The organism is Cupriavidus sp. P-10 (assembly GCF_003402535.2).
GTDB lineage: Bacteria > Pseudomonadota > Gammaproteobacteria > Burkholderiales > Burkholderiaceae > Cupriavidus.
Map to the genome: position 1 here is coordinate 137,598 of NZ_AP025172.1, position 12,975 is coordinate 150,572.

The 12,975-nt window shown below is 61.7% G+C and carries 13 protein-coding genes and 1 tRNA gene; 6 read left to right on the forward strand and 8 right to left on the reverse strand.

The window, feature by feature from the left end; all coding sequences use genetic code 11:
* Positions 1–451: 451 nt before the first annotated feature.
* The 4 genes from phaZ to CTP10_RS30675 all read right to left on the reverse strand — a co-directional run bounded on the left by phaZ (position 452) and on the right by CTP10_RS30675 (position 4,168).
* The gene (gene phaZ / locus CTP10_RS30660) at positions 452–1,681 is read right to left on the reverse strand and encodes a polyhydroxyalkanoate depolymerase (RefSeq protein WP_116318475.1); all 1,230 of its coding nucleotides are present in this window, start codon (positions 1,679–1,681) and stop codon (positions 452–454) included.
* Positions 1,682–1,879: 198 nt separating this feature from the next.
* Complete coding sequence (locus CTP10_RS30665) at positions 1,880–2,077, reverse strand: hypothetical protein (protein WP_116318476.1); 198 nt, start codon at positions 2,075–2,077, stop codon at positions 1,880–1,882.
* A gap of 411 nt (positions 2,078–2,488) precedes the next feature.
* Positions 2,489–2,866: a hypothetical protein gene (locus CTP10_RS30670; protein ID WP_199414540.1), complete on the reverse strand. Its 378-nt coding sequence runs from the start codon at positions 2,864–2,866 to the stop codon at positions 2,489–2,491.
* Between the two features lie 357 nt (positions 2,867–3,223).
* Positions 3,224–4,168: a DUF808 domain-containing protein gene (locus CTP10_RS30675; RefSeq protein ID WP_116318477.1), complete on the reverse strand. Its 945-nt coding sequence runs from the start codon at positions 4,166–4,168 to the stop codon at positions 3,224–3,226.
* A gap of 688 nt (positions 4,169–4,856) precedes the next feature.
* Between CTP10_RS30675 and CTP10_RS30680 the strand changes: the two genes are divergently transcribed.
* The gene (locus CTP10_RS30680) at positions 4,857–5,351 is read left to right on the forward strand and encodes a DUF883 family protein (protein WP_116318478.1); all 495 of its coding nucleotides are present in this window, start codon (positions 4,857–4,859) and stop codon (positions 5,349–5,351) included.
* Between the two features lie 111 nt (positions 5,352–5,462).
* Here the strand turns inward: CTP10_RS30680 and CTP10_RS30685 are convergent, their stop codons facing one another.
* The 3 genes from CTP10_RS30685 to CTP10_RS30695 are packed head-to-tail and all read right to left on the reverse strand — an operon-like array spanning position 5,463 to position 9,381.
* Positions 5,463–7,742 (reverse strand): xanthine dehydrogenase family protein molybdopterin-binding subunit, encoded by a 2,280-nt coding sequence (locus CTP10_RS30685; RefSeq protein ID WP_116318479.1) that lies wholly within the window; start codon positions 7,740–7,742, stop codon positions 5,463–5,465.
* On the reverse strand, positions 7,739–8,827 hold the full coding sequence (locus CTP10_RS30690) for an FAD binding domain-containing protein (protein ID WP_116318480.1): 1,089 nt from the start codon (positions 8,825–8,827) through the stop codon (positions 7,739–7,741). Before CTP10_RS30690 ends, CTP10_RS30685 begins: the two co-directional genes overlap by 4 nt.
* Entirely contained in the window at positions 8,824–9,381 is a 558-nt protein-coding gene (locus CTP10_RS30695) for a (2Fe-2S)-binding protein (RefSeq protein WP_116318620.1), read from the reverse strand. The genes CTP10_RS30690 and CTP10_RS30695 overlap by 4 nt, the downstream gene beginning before the upstream one ends.
* 342 nt (positions 9,382–9,723) lie before the next feature.
* Between CTP10_RS30695 and CTP10_RS30700 the strand changes: the two genes are divergently transcribed.
* From CTP10_RS30700 to CTP10_RS30715, 4 genes are all read left to right on the forward strand, one after another.
* The gene (locus CTP10_RS30700; protein WP_116318481.1) at positions 9,724–10,146 is read left to right on the forward strand and encodes an NUDIX domain-containing protein; all 423 of its coding nucleotides are present in this window, start codon (positions 9,724–9,726) and stop codon (positions 10,144–10,146) included.
* 215 nt (positions 10,147–10,361) lie between these two features.
* Positions 10,362–10,673, forward strand: coding sequence for an H-NS histone family protein (locus tag CTP10_RS30705; protein WP_116318482.1), 312 nt, complete (start codon positions 10,362–10,364; stop codon positions 10,671–10,673).
* 346 nt (positions 10,674–11,019) lie between these two features.
* Positions 11,020–11,104 (forward strand) — tRNA-Leu (locus CTP10_RS30710).
* Between the two features lie 17 nt (positions 11,105–11,121).
* A complete protein-coding gene (locus tag CTP10_RS30715) occupies positions 11,122–11,730 on the forward strand; it encodes a 3'-5' exonuclease (protein WP_116318483.1) in 609 nt (202 codons plus the stop codon).
* Positions 11,731–11,805: 75 nt separating this feature from the next.
* On the opposite strand, the gene gstA is transcribed toward CTP10_RS30715, so the two are convergent.
* The gene (gene gstA, locus CTP10_RS30720) at positions 11,806–12,414 is read right to left on the reverse strand and encodes a glutathione transferase GstA (protein WP_116318621.1); all 609 of its coding nucleotides are present in this window, start codon (positions 12,412–12,414) and stop codon (positions 11,806–11,808) included.
* A gap of 301 nt (positions 12,415–12,715) precedes the next feature.
* Here gstA and CTP10_RS30725 point away from each other — a divergent pair, with 301 nt between their 5' ends.
* Entirely contained in the window at positions 12,716–12,928 is a 213-nt protein-coding gene (locus tag CTP10_RS30725; RefSeq protein ID WP_116318484.1) for a hypothetical protein, read from the forward strand.
* The last annotated feature ends 47 nt before the right edge of the window (positions 12,929–12,975 follow it).

Here is a 12,975-nt window from a genome sequence, read left to right on the forward strand (position 1 = left end):
GATGGCTGCTTCGCCCTCGGGACCTGATCGAGGACGCCTGTGCGCGACTGCCGGAAAATATTTCGCAGGGTAACTGGGAGCGATACGTTGGGAGCATGCCCTACATCGACTTGTGTCCCACGCTCGCCAAATGACGGGTGAAGCGGAATGGCCGTGGAATCAGCGCGTAGGCAATAAACAGGCACATGAGTAAAGTGACCCAGAACGTGCACGTACTCATGCTACGGCCGTTTGCGAACAGGCTCCGCAGCGGCGTTGTCTTGGTAGTCGGCTCGGTGGCGGCAAGGCCGGTGTCGACGAGTGGGAGAACACTGTTACCAACGCCGCCTGCCAAGGTCTCGCTACTGCGCATGCCGACACCGGTCGCCTGACACGCCACCCAGGCCGGCGCCCTTTGTGCGCGCCAGAACTGATCGGGGAATTGGGCGCTGATTCGGCGAGACGCCAGCGGTTACATGTAGTCTCGTGTCATCTCGCGAACACTGGGAAAAACGTCAGTGCGCCAGGTTGGTCCACGGAACAAGTCGTAGTGCGTGCAGTCGTCAATCGTGACGAGTCGCTTGTCGCGCGAGGATAGGCCTTGGCACAGGTCATGCGCGGCGTGGGTCTGCCCGCGGCCGGATATGTCGTCGAGCTCGCCTTCGATGGTAAGCAACGCTGTGGAACGGATGTCCTGGGGGCGGACGGCCTGGCCTCGCACTTGCCAGGTGCCAAAGGCGATCTGAAACTCCTGAAACACGGTCCGAACCGTGTCGAGATAGAACTCGGCGGCCAGGTCGAGCACCGCGCTGTAGTCCAGCAATGCTTGCCAATGTACATTGGCACGCTCGGCATCGCCACGCGCAAGATTCGCCCAGTAACCCTCACATAGACCCCACAGCGGTGAGGCCTGCGCAGCGGCAAGGCCGGAGAGTTGCAGGAAACTCGGACAGACCTGACGTCCAGCTCCTGCATAGGGATGCGGTACTGGGTGAACCAGATTGCGTCGAAACCACTGGATAGATTGGCTCGAGGCAAGGCGTCCAATTGCGGTGGGGCTGCGACGTGCGTCAATCGGGCCGCCGATGAGAGTCAGGCTGCTTGGCGTCTTTTCATCGCGGCTTGCCAACAGCGCGATGGCGCCCAGAGCGGGCACCGTGGCCTGGCAAATGGCAAGCACATGCAGCGGTGACACGTCGATCTGACTGATAAAGCGCTGAACGTGAACGACATAGTCGTCCAAATGAAATGAGCCATCGGTCACCGGAACGTTGCGCGCATTGCTCCAATCGGTGACATAGACAATGTGCTCCTGCAGCAGCGATTGCACCACATCGCGAAGCATGACGGCATGATGGCCGGCAAGAGGCGCACAGACAAGGACCGCCGGAATCGTTTGCTGCCCGTCGTTATACTCAACGGCTGCGGTAGCTTCAAAGCGCCGCAGGCGGCAGAACGGGCTTTCCGAGACGATTTGCTCGACCACGGGAACAACACAGCCGTTACGAAAGATGGCTGTAATGCCAAACGTGGGTTCTTCGCAGGCCGTGCTCAGACGATGAAGGTTTTCCCAGCATGCGGCAAAGTTCCCCGCTGCCGGAAGGTATGCAAGTGGACTAAGGGGGCTGACCAAGGCTCGGGCAGATTCATCTGCCCACGCTTTCATCATGGTCCGCTGATATTCAAAAATCTGGTAGAGCATGGGGACTCCAGACAAACAGCGCGTTTAGCCGCCACGCTTCGCGATTAGGTGCCCATCTCCATTGCCACCCCATCGCATTCCAGCCGTGCAGAAGTCGCCTATGCGACGGATTTCAGCGAATGGAGAAATGAACCAGCTCCACCCTGACAGTAGATGCATCGGCCGTTGGATCCGGCGGCTCTCCGCTCCGCTTGACGCCTAGCGAATGCGGCGTACGGCGTCGCGCATGGAATGGCCCCGGCTTGTCAGACGCGGATGGACGCCACTGTCATGACCATGTTCGATCGTGACCAGCTTGTGTTCCAACAACGCGTCCAATTGCTCGGGATCGAGGTCGTGAATGTCCGGCGCATCGCCAAGCAGAAGCAGAGCTGCAATTTCATGCGGACTTAGCATGTCGGTCTCCTTGGGTCAAAAAGGGAACTGCGACGGCTGATCTGTGTACCGTGCTCTACGGAGGCGATGAGAACTGCAATGGATGTTGTCGGTGTAAGGACGCGCCGGGAGCGCTACACCGAGTATTAACGGTAAACCCTTCAGTCGCGGGAAGCAAGTGAGGAATATGCTGCGGGGCAGCGGAGGAGTGAAATCGCCTGGGATAGTCGTCCTTCGGCCGACTGCGTTGGTTTGGCTCGCAGGTCGTCGCCTGCCGTCGTGCCACGTGTCGGGCGACACCAGAAATAGTGCTGAAAGCTGCCGAGCTCGTGAGGTTTGTCTCAAGCCGAAGGCTGCAGCGTACCCGTTTCTGCGAACCCTGGCCAAGATCGTGGAGGATTGCTAGACAAAGGGATGCCGCTATACGGGGATTTAATTCTCGGCCTTACTGCCGGATTCTCGGCGCCCCTCCGCATATTCTTGGCAGCCCTCAACAAAGGTTTGGGAGTCGCCGGTGCAGTCGTTGGGATCGGAGATATCGTTGTCCGCCGCCCAGTAGTAGCCCGCTTCATGCCCAGAGCAGTCCTGTGTGCAGCGGGAACCTAAGAAGCTTTCACCACCGGACTCGCCCTGCCTCGGGCGGGGCACCTGAGTGTCGAAATGGCGTTTCATTTCATCGACGGTCACGCCCTGGTCGGCCGCAATGGCTGGCAAGAACTGGTCCCGGTAGATTTCCCACATAAGAACTTGTTCTTCTGGAGTGGCATCATCAAAGCCAGCCTTGGCTTTGAATTTCTTCCAGTCAAGCACGGTTGGCGAAGGCGCCACGGCGGATGAAGCTGCCGCCGCTGATGCTGCAGACGCTGGTGCGTTGGATCGCGCTGGATCAGCGGGCCGGTGGTCACACGCAGTGAGGCAAATCAGACTCGCGGCCAACATCCAAGCATTCATTTTAGGCCTTTGCGATTCTTGATTGCCTAGGATGCAAGCCGGTGAACTAAGCTCGGCAAGCCAGCGCATTGGATGCAGCCCGTGCGGGACGACTGCTGCGCACCGCCGACGCCACACGCAAAAGCATTGGAGTCGAGAGAGGCACTGCCTCTCACGCGCTGGCTGCACTTAACCGCTAGATCGTTCGCCTTTGAACATCAACATCGGCTTACCCGCCTAGCGTGCCGACGGCCGCAGCGCTCGCACCCCGACCTTCACCACGGTCACCGCCGCCAGCACCAGCGCCCCCGCAACGATGCCGGCAATACCGTCGAGCGCCAACGGGGCCAGCACCGACAGTACAGCGCCGACCGCAGGCACGCCTGCCGCAGCCTGTGCCGCCGCGTCCAGCACGTGGTGCATCGCCGGGATGCCGTGCACAAGGATGCCGCCGCCCACCAGGAACATCGCCGCCGTCCCGGCGACCGACAAGGCTTTCATCAACCAGGGTGCCAGCCGCAGCAGACCGCGGCCCAGCAAGCGGAAACCGGCCGACGGCCGCCGGCTCAGGTACAGCCCCGCGTCATCGAGCTTCACGATGCCGGCCACCAGTCCATAGACGCCGACTGTCATGATTGCGGCGATCGCGCACAAGACAGCGAGCCGCTGGCCAAAAGGCGCGTTAGCGACGGTGCCAAGGGAGATGACGATGATTTCAGCCGAAAGTATGAAGTCAGTGCGGACCGCACCCTTGATCTTCTCTTTCTCGAATGCCACCACGTCTACGACGGGGTTCGACATGGCCTGAACTTCACGGGCGTGATGTGCCGCGTCCTCCGCATCGCTGTGCAGGAACCGGTGTGCCAGTTTTTCAAAGCCTTCGTAGCAAAGAAATGCGCCGCCCACCATCAGCAGCGGCACGACGGCCCAGGGCGCCCAGGCGCTGATGGCCAGTGCCGCCGGGACAAGGATCACTTTGTTGCGAAGCGATCCCAGCGCGACCGCCCATACCACCGGCAGTTCGCGGTCCGCCTTGACGCCGCTGACCTGCTGCGCATTCAGCGCCAGGTCGTCGCCCAGCACGCCAGCGGTCTTCTTTGCCGCCACTTTGCTCATGGCGGCGACATCGTCCAGGATGGTCGCGATGTCGTCGATCAGGAGCAACAAACTCGAACCGGCCATGTCAGGACCTCCGCGCGCGGCAGGGGCCTCGCTCATGCAGGCTTTGTGTCATTCGGTCATGCTCCTCGATATCGTTTATCTGATAAGCAGGTTCCGTACCGTTCCCCGGTCGGATGGCGTCTCTCGTCTTCCGCAGGGCATGCGCCAGAGAGACTTTGTTGCCCCTGCAGACGTAACCGACGGGTCGTCTGCAGCTTCCCAATGACGATCCCGCTGCTGTACTTTACCAGCGACCGAAAGCTCATGGGACCACGCGTACTCGCGCTCGTGTTCACACTGTAACGAAGGTGGCGCCGGAAAGCGGCCACGTTGTGCGCTCTTGGCCTGAACGCCATACAGCATGTCGCCCGCCGGGTCGCCCTCGATCGCGGCGATCAGATCCTTCGCAACTTGGTGCTCGACCTCCGCTTTCGTCAACCGGTTTTTTTGACAGAATCAGCCCACGTCAGACATTGAGCGACCGCGATGTGAGAATTACTTGTTATTCCTGCAACGATCCATCGTTGGCCGCGCATGTCGCGAGACCCGCGTTACCCGTAGGCGACCTCCCTGACGCAGGGTCTGCGATTCCAAGCCAGCCGTCCGGAAACACCCCACGCCTGGCACAAAACCTGCACAGGTCAGCGTCGGTGCGAAAGGACTACCCTGCGCCCCGGCATGTTCAATCTGTTCAACTCGGAGAATGACCATGGAACAGGCAGAGACGAAAGTCACGCAAGGGGGCGCCCTCGGAACGAGCACGCTAAGGGTGCCCACATTCGGCGAACGGGCAGTTGCTTCCCCCTCGACCTCGGACCCCACATCCGGGTCCTCCTCCGTCCGGCATGGGGAGGATGGACCCGCTTCAGCGGAAGGAAAGGCCTCGCAGAACCTTTCGCGCGAACTGGACAAGCTGCTTGAGCGTCTTCCTGGACTGGCCGGCGAAGACCGCGACAAGGCCAAGGCCGAGTTTCTGGAGATCGCGGCAAAGTCGGCAGGTACGGCCACGGAACTCGTCGCCAAGTCGGCTGACGTCGCCAAGCGGGTCACAGGACGCGTTAAGTCGGAGTGGGATACCGGACGCGAGCGTGCGGAATCGTTTGTCCATGCCAATCCGCTGCGCGCGGTTGGCATCGCCTTGGGCATTGGCGTGATGCTGGGCGCGAGATTATTCGGATCGTCTAGGCAAGGTGGCCCTTTATAAGCGCATTCTGTCAAGCTAAGCGAGGGCGCGACACGCAGCGCCCTCGAGATGGCGCAACGGGCCCATCGGTCGTTGGACAGATACAGATGAACATGAGCCGTGGCAAGCGCACTATCTTGACATCACCTTGTCTGGCGTCATCGGCGTGCTGCGCAGGCGGCGGCCGGTCGCGTGATAGATCGCGTTGCTGACGGCGGCCGAAACGCCGACCAGCCCGATTTCGCCCACGCCCTTCGCGCCGATCCGGCTCACGATGCGGTCGTCTTCCTCGACAAAGATCACGTCGACATCCTGGACGTCGGCATTGGTGGCAACGTGATATTCGGCGATATTCCGGTTCATGAAGCGACCCAGCGCGTGGTCCGACAAGGTCTCTTCGTGCAGCGCCTGGCTGATACCCCACACCACGCCGCCCACGATCTGGCTGCGCGCGGTCTTGGGATTGATGATGCGGCCCGCGGCGACCGCGCTGACCACGCGCGTCACCCGCACCGTGCCGAAGGTCTCGTCGACGCGGACTTCGCAGAATACTGCGGAGTGCACGGCGCGGATCGTCTTCTTCTGCCTGGCGATGTTCGGCAGCTGGAGATAGGCGGCTTCCAGTTTCTCCCTGCCACTCGCGGCCATCAGCGCGGCAAGCGACATGGCGCGGTCGGGTGCCGAACGCAACCGGATCTCGCCTCCGGTGAATTCCAGGTCTTCGAAACGCGCGGTTTCGAAGCCGCTGCCCTTGACGCGCCGGGCCATATGCCAGAGCAGATGCTGCAGCTTCTCGCAGACCCCGTCGACGGCGGACCCTATGGTTGCCACATGCGCGGAGCCACCCTCGATCGGCGCAAGCGGAAGATCCGAATCGCCGAGATGAAACGTGACCTGCTCCAGCGGCAGGCCCATCGCTGCGGCGGCAATCTGGGCCATCACGGTATAAGTGCCGGTGCCGATATCGCTTGCCGCACTGAACACGTCTAGCGTGCCGTCGCGGTGCAGGATCGCCCGCGCCCGGCTGAACATCTGCAGCGCATCCCAAGTGCCGGTGGCCATGCCCCAGCCGACCAGTTCATGGCCTGCGCGCATGGAGCGCGGCGCGGGGGGCCGCGCGGCCCAGCCGAAGCGCTCGGCGCCCTGCTCGTAGCAGGCCCGCAGTTCCTTGGTCGAGAACGGCAGCCCTTTGGCGGAGTCGCGCTCAGCGTAGTTCTTCAGCCGCAGCGCGAGCGGATCCATGCCCAGCGCGTAGGACAGTTCGTCCATCGCGACCTCGAGCGCATGAACACCGTGCGCCGCGCCGGGCGCGCGCATGTCCATCGGGCTGTACTGGTCGAGGTCGACCAGCTTGTAGCTGTAGCGCAGGTTCTCGCAGGCGTAGAGTTGCGCCGACCAGTTGACCACCACTTCGACGTAGTCTTCCAGCCGCGAAGTCTCGGCAACAGCTTCATGAACGATGCTGGCCAGGGTGCCATCCTGCCGCGCCGCGAGCCTGACGCGCTGCCATGTCTCCGGGCGATGCCCGAACGTGAACATCTGCTGGCGCGTCAGTACCACCCGCACCGAACGCCGGAGCTTCAGCGCGGCCATCACCGCCAGCAGCAGCTGGTACTGTGGCCGCAGTCCCGAGCCGAAGGCGCCCCCGACGAACAGGTTCCTGACAGTCACCTTGCGCTTGGGCAGGCCGAATACGCGCGACACCATCCAGCGCGAGTTCTGCGAGCCCTGGGTCTTGTCATGGATGGTCAGGTGGCCGTCGGCAGCGTGCAGGACTGTGGTGGCGAACAGTTCCATCGGGTTATGGTGCTCCACGCCGCTGTAGAACTCGGCGTCGATCTTCACGGGTGCCGCGGCGAAGGCCGCATCGGCATCGCCCTTTGGCTTTGGGGGCGCCGAGAAGCCGACCTTGAACTTGGCGGGTTCGTGCGCCCGTTCCAGGTTTGACATCAGGTTGGTCTCGTGGGCCTGCGCCTCGTAACTGACGTGTACCAGCGAGGCAGCATAGCGCGCGAGTTCGAAACTGGCGGCAAGCACCAGTGCCACCGGTTGCCCGCTGTAGAAGATCCTGTCGTCGAGGAAGGGCTTGAAGGGAGACCCGGCCGGGGCGGTCATGTCCTTGTAGAACAGGTCCAGCGTGCGCATCCGCGGGCGGTTCAGGTGCGATAGTACCTCGACCACACCGGGCACCTCGAGCGCCCGGCTGACGTCCAGCGCGGCAATGCGTCCCCTGGCGATGGTGCCGCTGACCACGACACCGTAGAGCAGGTCTTGCGCCGGGTGCTCGGCGGCATAGCGGGCCTGCCCGGTGACCTTGGCCACGCCGTCGACGCGGGACACCGGCGTGCCGATCGCCACTCGGCCATTGGCAGGCCGGGTGAGCGGCGGTTGCATCAGGTTTGCTTCGGTCATGTGTCGAGCCCCTGGCGGAAGGCATCTTCGCCGGTGTTGGTGAGAATGCCTGCCGTGGCCATCTCCAGCGCGCGCACGATGGCGCGCTCGGCAAGCAGGATCTTGAAGCTGTTCCCCGGCAAGCTTTCCGGCAGCGCCGGGCCGCCCCAGGAGCGGGCGTCGCGCAGGAGCCAGCGCGCGGCCTCGCCAAAGTGCTGGGCATTGGCCGGCTTGCCCGCCAGCATCGCTTCGGCCTGCGGATCGCGCCAGGGTCTGTGGGCCACGCCGCCGAGCGCGATGCGCCCCTCGCGCACCGTGCCATCCTCGGCCAGGTCCAGCGCCGCGGCCACCGACACCAGCGCAAACGCATATGACGCGCGCTCGCGGATTTTCAGGTAGGTGCTGTGGCGGGCGAACGGGCCAGCGGGGAGGCTCAGGTGAGTGATGAGTTCGTCGCGGCGCAAGGTGGTGTCGATATCGGGGCGGTCGCCCGGCAGGCGATGGAATTCAGCGAAGGGAATCTCGCGCTTGCCGCGTATCGATTCGACATGGACGGTCGCATCCAGCGCCGCCAGCGCGACGCACATGTCCGACGGATGGGTGGCGACGCAGTGCTCGCTCGCGCCAAGGATGGCATGCTGGCGCGCCAGTCCGCTCGCGGCGGGGCAACCGCTCCCTGGCTCGCGCTTGTTGCATGGAACGCCGTCATCGTAGAAGTAGTGGCAGCGGGTGCGCTGCAGCAGGTTGCCGCCATTGGTCGCGACATTGCGGATCTGCGGAGAGGCGCCGGCCAGGATTGCGGCGTGCAGCAGCGGAAAGCGCTCGCGGACCAGCGGATCGTTGGCGGTGCGCGCATTGGTGGCAAGCGCTCCCAGCCGCAAGCCGCCGTCGCCGTCGTCCTCGATCTCATCCAGCGGCAGGCGGCGGATGTCCACCAGCGCCACCGGCCGGGCGAGATTTGCCTTCATCAGGTCGAGCAGGTTGGTGCCGCCAGCAAGATAGCGCGGCGCCGGACGTGCGTCGATCTCGCTGTCGTCGCTGGCAATGGCAATCGCGGCGATCGCGTCGGCCACGCTGGCGGAACGCTCATAGCGGAAGGGGTTCATGGCAGCTCCGGTACGGTGCCCTTGTCGCGCCGATGCCACAGCACCGCGGAGACAGCCTGCACGATTTGCGGATAGGCGCCACAGCGGCACAGGTTGCCGCTCAGCCGCTCGCGGATCTCCGCTTCGTTGGCCGGCGGATGCTCGTTCATCAGCCCCGCGGCCGAGCACAGCTGCCCGGGCGTGCAATAGCCGCACTGAAAGGCGTCGTGGTCGATGAAGGCCTGCTGCAGCGGATGCAGGCCAGCGCTGCCCGCCTGCTCCGCGAGCCCCTCGACCGTGGTGATGTCGGCGTTGTCGTACGACACCGCTAGTGTCAGGCAGGCATTGATCCGCTGGCCGTCGACCAGGATGGTGCAGGCGCCGCATTGGCCGTGGTCGCAGCCCTTCTTGGTCCCGCTTAGTCGGAGGCGCTCGCGCAGCAGGTCGAGCAGCGAAACCCAGGGCTCCACAGACAACTCGTAGCGGTTCCCATTGACCGTCAGCTGGATCGCTACAGCACTGATGAGTGAGGGAGAAGGCGCCTCCGTCGGAGACAAGGAATCGGATTCTGACATGGCATGCCCCTTGTGCGAGAGCGAGGGCCAGCGTACGCGAGCCGCATCGGACACCACAGCGCAATGAATATGCCATCGCCAAAGCGTCAGCCAGCGCAGCGCGTGAGTCAAAACTTCATCTTCGCTGCCGGTAGCCGCTGCAGAAATTGCTGCTGCCTTACCTCTTCGCTGCCGCCTTGTCCGGTAAGTAATCGTTCTCGGTTCCGACAGATATTTGTCGGTTGCTGCCCAATCCAAATCCAAGTTTGAAGCGGGCTGTGGATGTCTGATTTGGAGTCGCTCGAATGACGTCGCTGAGGTTGTCGAGTACGCTATTTATGCCGGAGGCGAGAGAAACAGACAATGAGGCTCATTAGGCATTCTGTTGGTTTAGTTGTGCTCCGGCCTACTGCTGGTCAGTGGCTCTGCCTGGTCCTGCGTGCATACCGGAATTGGGACATGCCCAAAGGCATGCCTGAGCCTGATGAGCAGCCGCTATCGGCCGCGATGCGGGAAGCCAGGGAGGAAACTGGCTTGTCAACGCTTGAGCTTCGCTGGGGAGAGGACTATCGCGAAACGGAACCTTATGCGAACGGCAAGATTGCGCGCTTCTATCTTGCGGTGTCACCCATGGGGGAGGTGAGCTTACCAATTAGCGCTGAACTAAAGCGCCCAGAACACCACGAGTTTCGCTGGGTGACATTTGCGGAGGCCGAGCAACTGCTGCCATCTCGGTTCGAGCCGATACTGGAATGGGCGCAGAGCATGGCCGGAGCACCGGGTTAAGGTTGGCGGAGGTCCTTCGTCCCTCGCTGCCCAATTGCTAGTCCCTGGCTGCGTTGACCCATATTGCTGCTGCTGCGAGTACGCAGGAGAACAAATAGTTTTACACGAAATCTTTGGGGTCGGACTATGCTCTCCTGTGATAAGGTGAGCCCTGTTGTGCATAGTTTTAATTCAAACTGTCTTCTCTCACACCTCCACTAGAAAGGAAGAATCGTATGGCTACATACAAAGAGTTGATGGCCCAGAAGCGGGCGCTCGAAGCTCACCTGGAAGAAGTGCGTGCCCAGGAAGTAGCAGGTGTCATCGAGAAGATCCAGACTTTGATGGCAGAGTACGACCTGACCGTCGAGGACATTACCAAGCGCAGGCGCGGACGCCCGGCGGGCAACGGTGCAAGCAAGCCGAAGTCCGAGCTGCCTCCGAAGTATCGTGACCCCAAGACCGGAAAAACCTGGTCGGGGAGGGGCCGTGCGCCTGCCTGGCTGGGTAAGAACCCGAACCGGTTTCTGGTTGCAGAAGAAGCTTGAAGTTCAGACGACGCAAAACTCAGTCGAATGAATCTCGACCCCTACCGCGTTTCTCCGGTTCAATGGCTGAACTCCTGGCCATCATCGATGAGCAAGTAGAGATCATCCGTGAGCATGGGCGTTAGGCGAATCCATTTGGTGCTTGGGATTGGCGTTACGTTCGCGAGTCATTTCCTCTTGCACTGCACCGTGGTCCCGTCCGCGGCGGGACCAGAGCGCGGATTTTAGGTTAGAATGCGAAGCTTGAAACGTTTCCCAGCGATGGGGTTTAAGCGAAGGCAAATGTCTCTGCGAGAGCGTTGGAAGCCCTGAAATCCCGGACGCCAGGCAATATTGTTTCTCCCCAGCCGACGTGGTGAAATTGGTAGACACGCTATCTTGAGGGGGTAGTGGCGAAAGCTGTGCGAGTTCGAGTCTCGCCGTCGGCACCAGACAACTTAGAAGCAGAATGCAGACGGTCGCGGTTCTGGATTTTGAAACGACGGGATTGTCGCCAAGCCTCGGTGACCGAGCCACGGAAATCGCTGTCATTTTGCTGCGTGACGGCGAGATTGTCGACCGTTATCAAAGCTTGATGAACGCTGGAAGGCGTATCCCCCCGCAGGTAGTAAGCCTCACCGGAATCACCAATGACATGATTGCAGATGCGCCTGCCGCATCGAAGGTCATGGGTGAAGCGGCCCGGTTTGTCGGCAGGCATCCGGTGGTAGCCCACAATGCCGGATTTGACCGAAGGTTTTGGCAAGCCGAGCTTGGGCTTCTGGACATCGCAGCCAATCAGCACTTCGCGTGTACGATGCTCACCTCCAGGCGTATATACCCACACGCTCAAAATCACAGGCTATCCACACTCGTCGATATGCTGAAATTGCCCAAAAGCGGGCGCGCGCACAGAGCGATGGCCGACGCTGAAATGACCGGTCATTTGTGGCATCGACTGCGACACGATATCGCTCGGACGTACGGAGTGAGGCAGGTCGATTACGCGCTCATCGCCCGTGTTCAAGCCACCAGCCGGGCGAAAGTACCGACGTTCCTTCGTTCGCTGGGCGAGTAAGGCGGAAATTGTTTGCGTCGCGCGGGAATACCCGGTCGGGACGGTGCGCCGCCCTTCGTAGCGCTATTTGCGCAGTCAAGTGAGCCCTTCATCCTTCAGCGCCTGTTGCACGGACGGACGCCCGGCGACTCGTGATACATACCTCTTCAGCGCCGGCCAACGCGCGAGCGACAGCTTGAAGTGGTCGGTCCATCGGAGGATGGTGAACAAGTACGAATCGGCGACGCTGAACTGGCCCATCAAATAATCTTTGTCTGTCAGCTGTTGCTCTAGCCAGTCGAACCGCTGCGACAGGCGCGTCCATGCCGCGTCCTTGTGCTCCTGTGACGTCGCCGGTTTCCAGAATGGCGCGAAGCCCTTGTGCAACTCGGCCGAGATGAAATTCAGCCATTCCTGCAGTCGGTAGCGCTCGAACGTGCCAAAGGCTGGCGCCAGATCGCGCCCGGGGGCGCAGTCGGCAATGTACTGGAGGATTACCGCGGCTTCAGTCAGCCGATCGCCGTTGTCAAGTGAAAGGGCGGGCACATAGTCTTTAGGATTGATCTTCCGGTAGTCATCGCCACTCTCCATGGTGTGCGGCGCTCGCTGTAAATCGACGCGCTCGATGGAAAACGGCAACCCCGCCTCTAGCAGGGCAATGTGCGGTGACAATGAGCACGCGCCCGGGGCATAGTACAGCTTCATGATGTTTAGATTGCCGGACGTATCGGATTTGCTTTGTTTCATGGTCTCTCCATGTCGGACGGATTGCTCACCATGTTCGCCAGCGCAACTTCTGTTCCACCATTACCCGATGAAGAGGCGCTCGCCGGCGGCGGTTGGCGTGACGTCGCGCGTGACATCGCACTTGTAAGAACCAGCCGGTCTTGTAAGAACGTGCGTTACGGTCCCGCCTGGAAGGCAGCAAGCGGGACAAGCCGCCATGCAACGATCAGGGCACGGTTGTTGCAGTCCTTTGGTTTCCGATCCACCACTGGAGAGAGCAATGACCAATCATCCTCAGCAACACCCGCAGCGACAACCGTCGAACGACAGTCAGAAGAACCCCGGCGTCCGTACCGACCGGGATCCGGGCGAGATCAAGAGCCGCAGCGACGATCCGGGTCAAAGCAGCTATGGTGGCTTCAAGAATGAAGACCCGAGCCAACAGCACCAGGGCGATAGGGGCCGCAAGCAAGACAAGGGACAGGGGAAATAGCCCCGCCGGGTTGCCTTCCAGCAGAGCAGTTGATCATTACGCGGGTG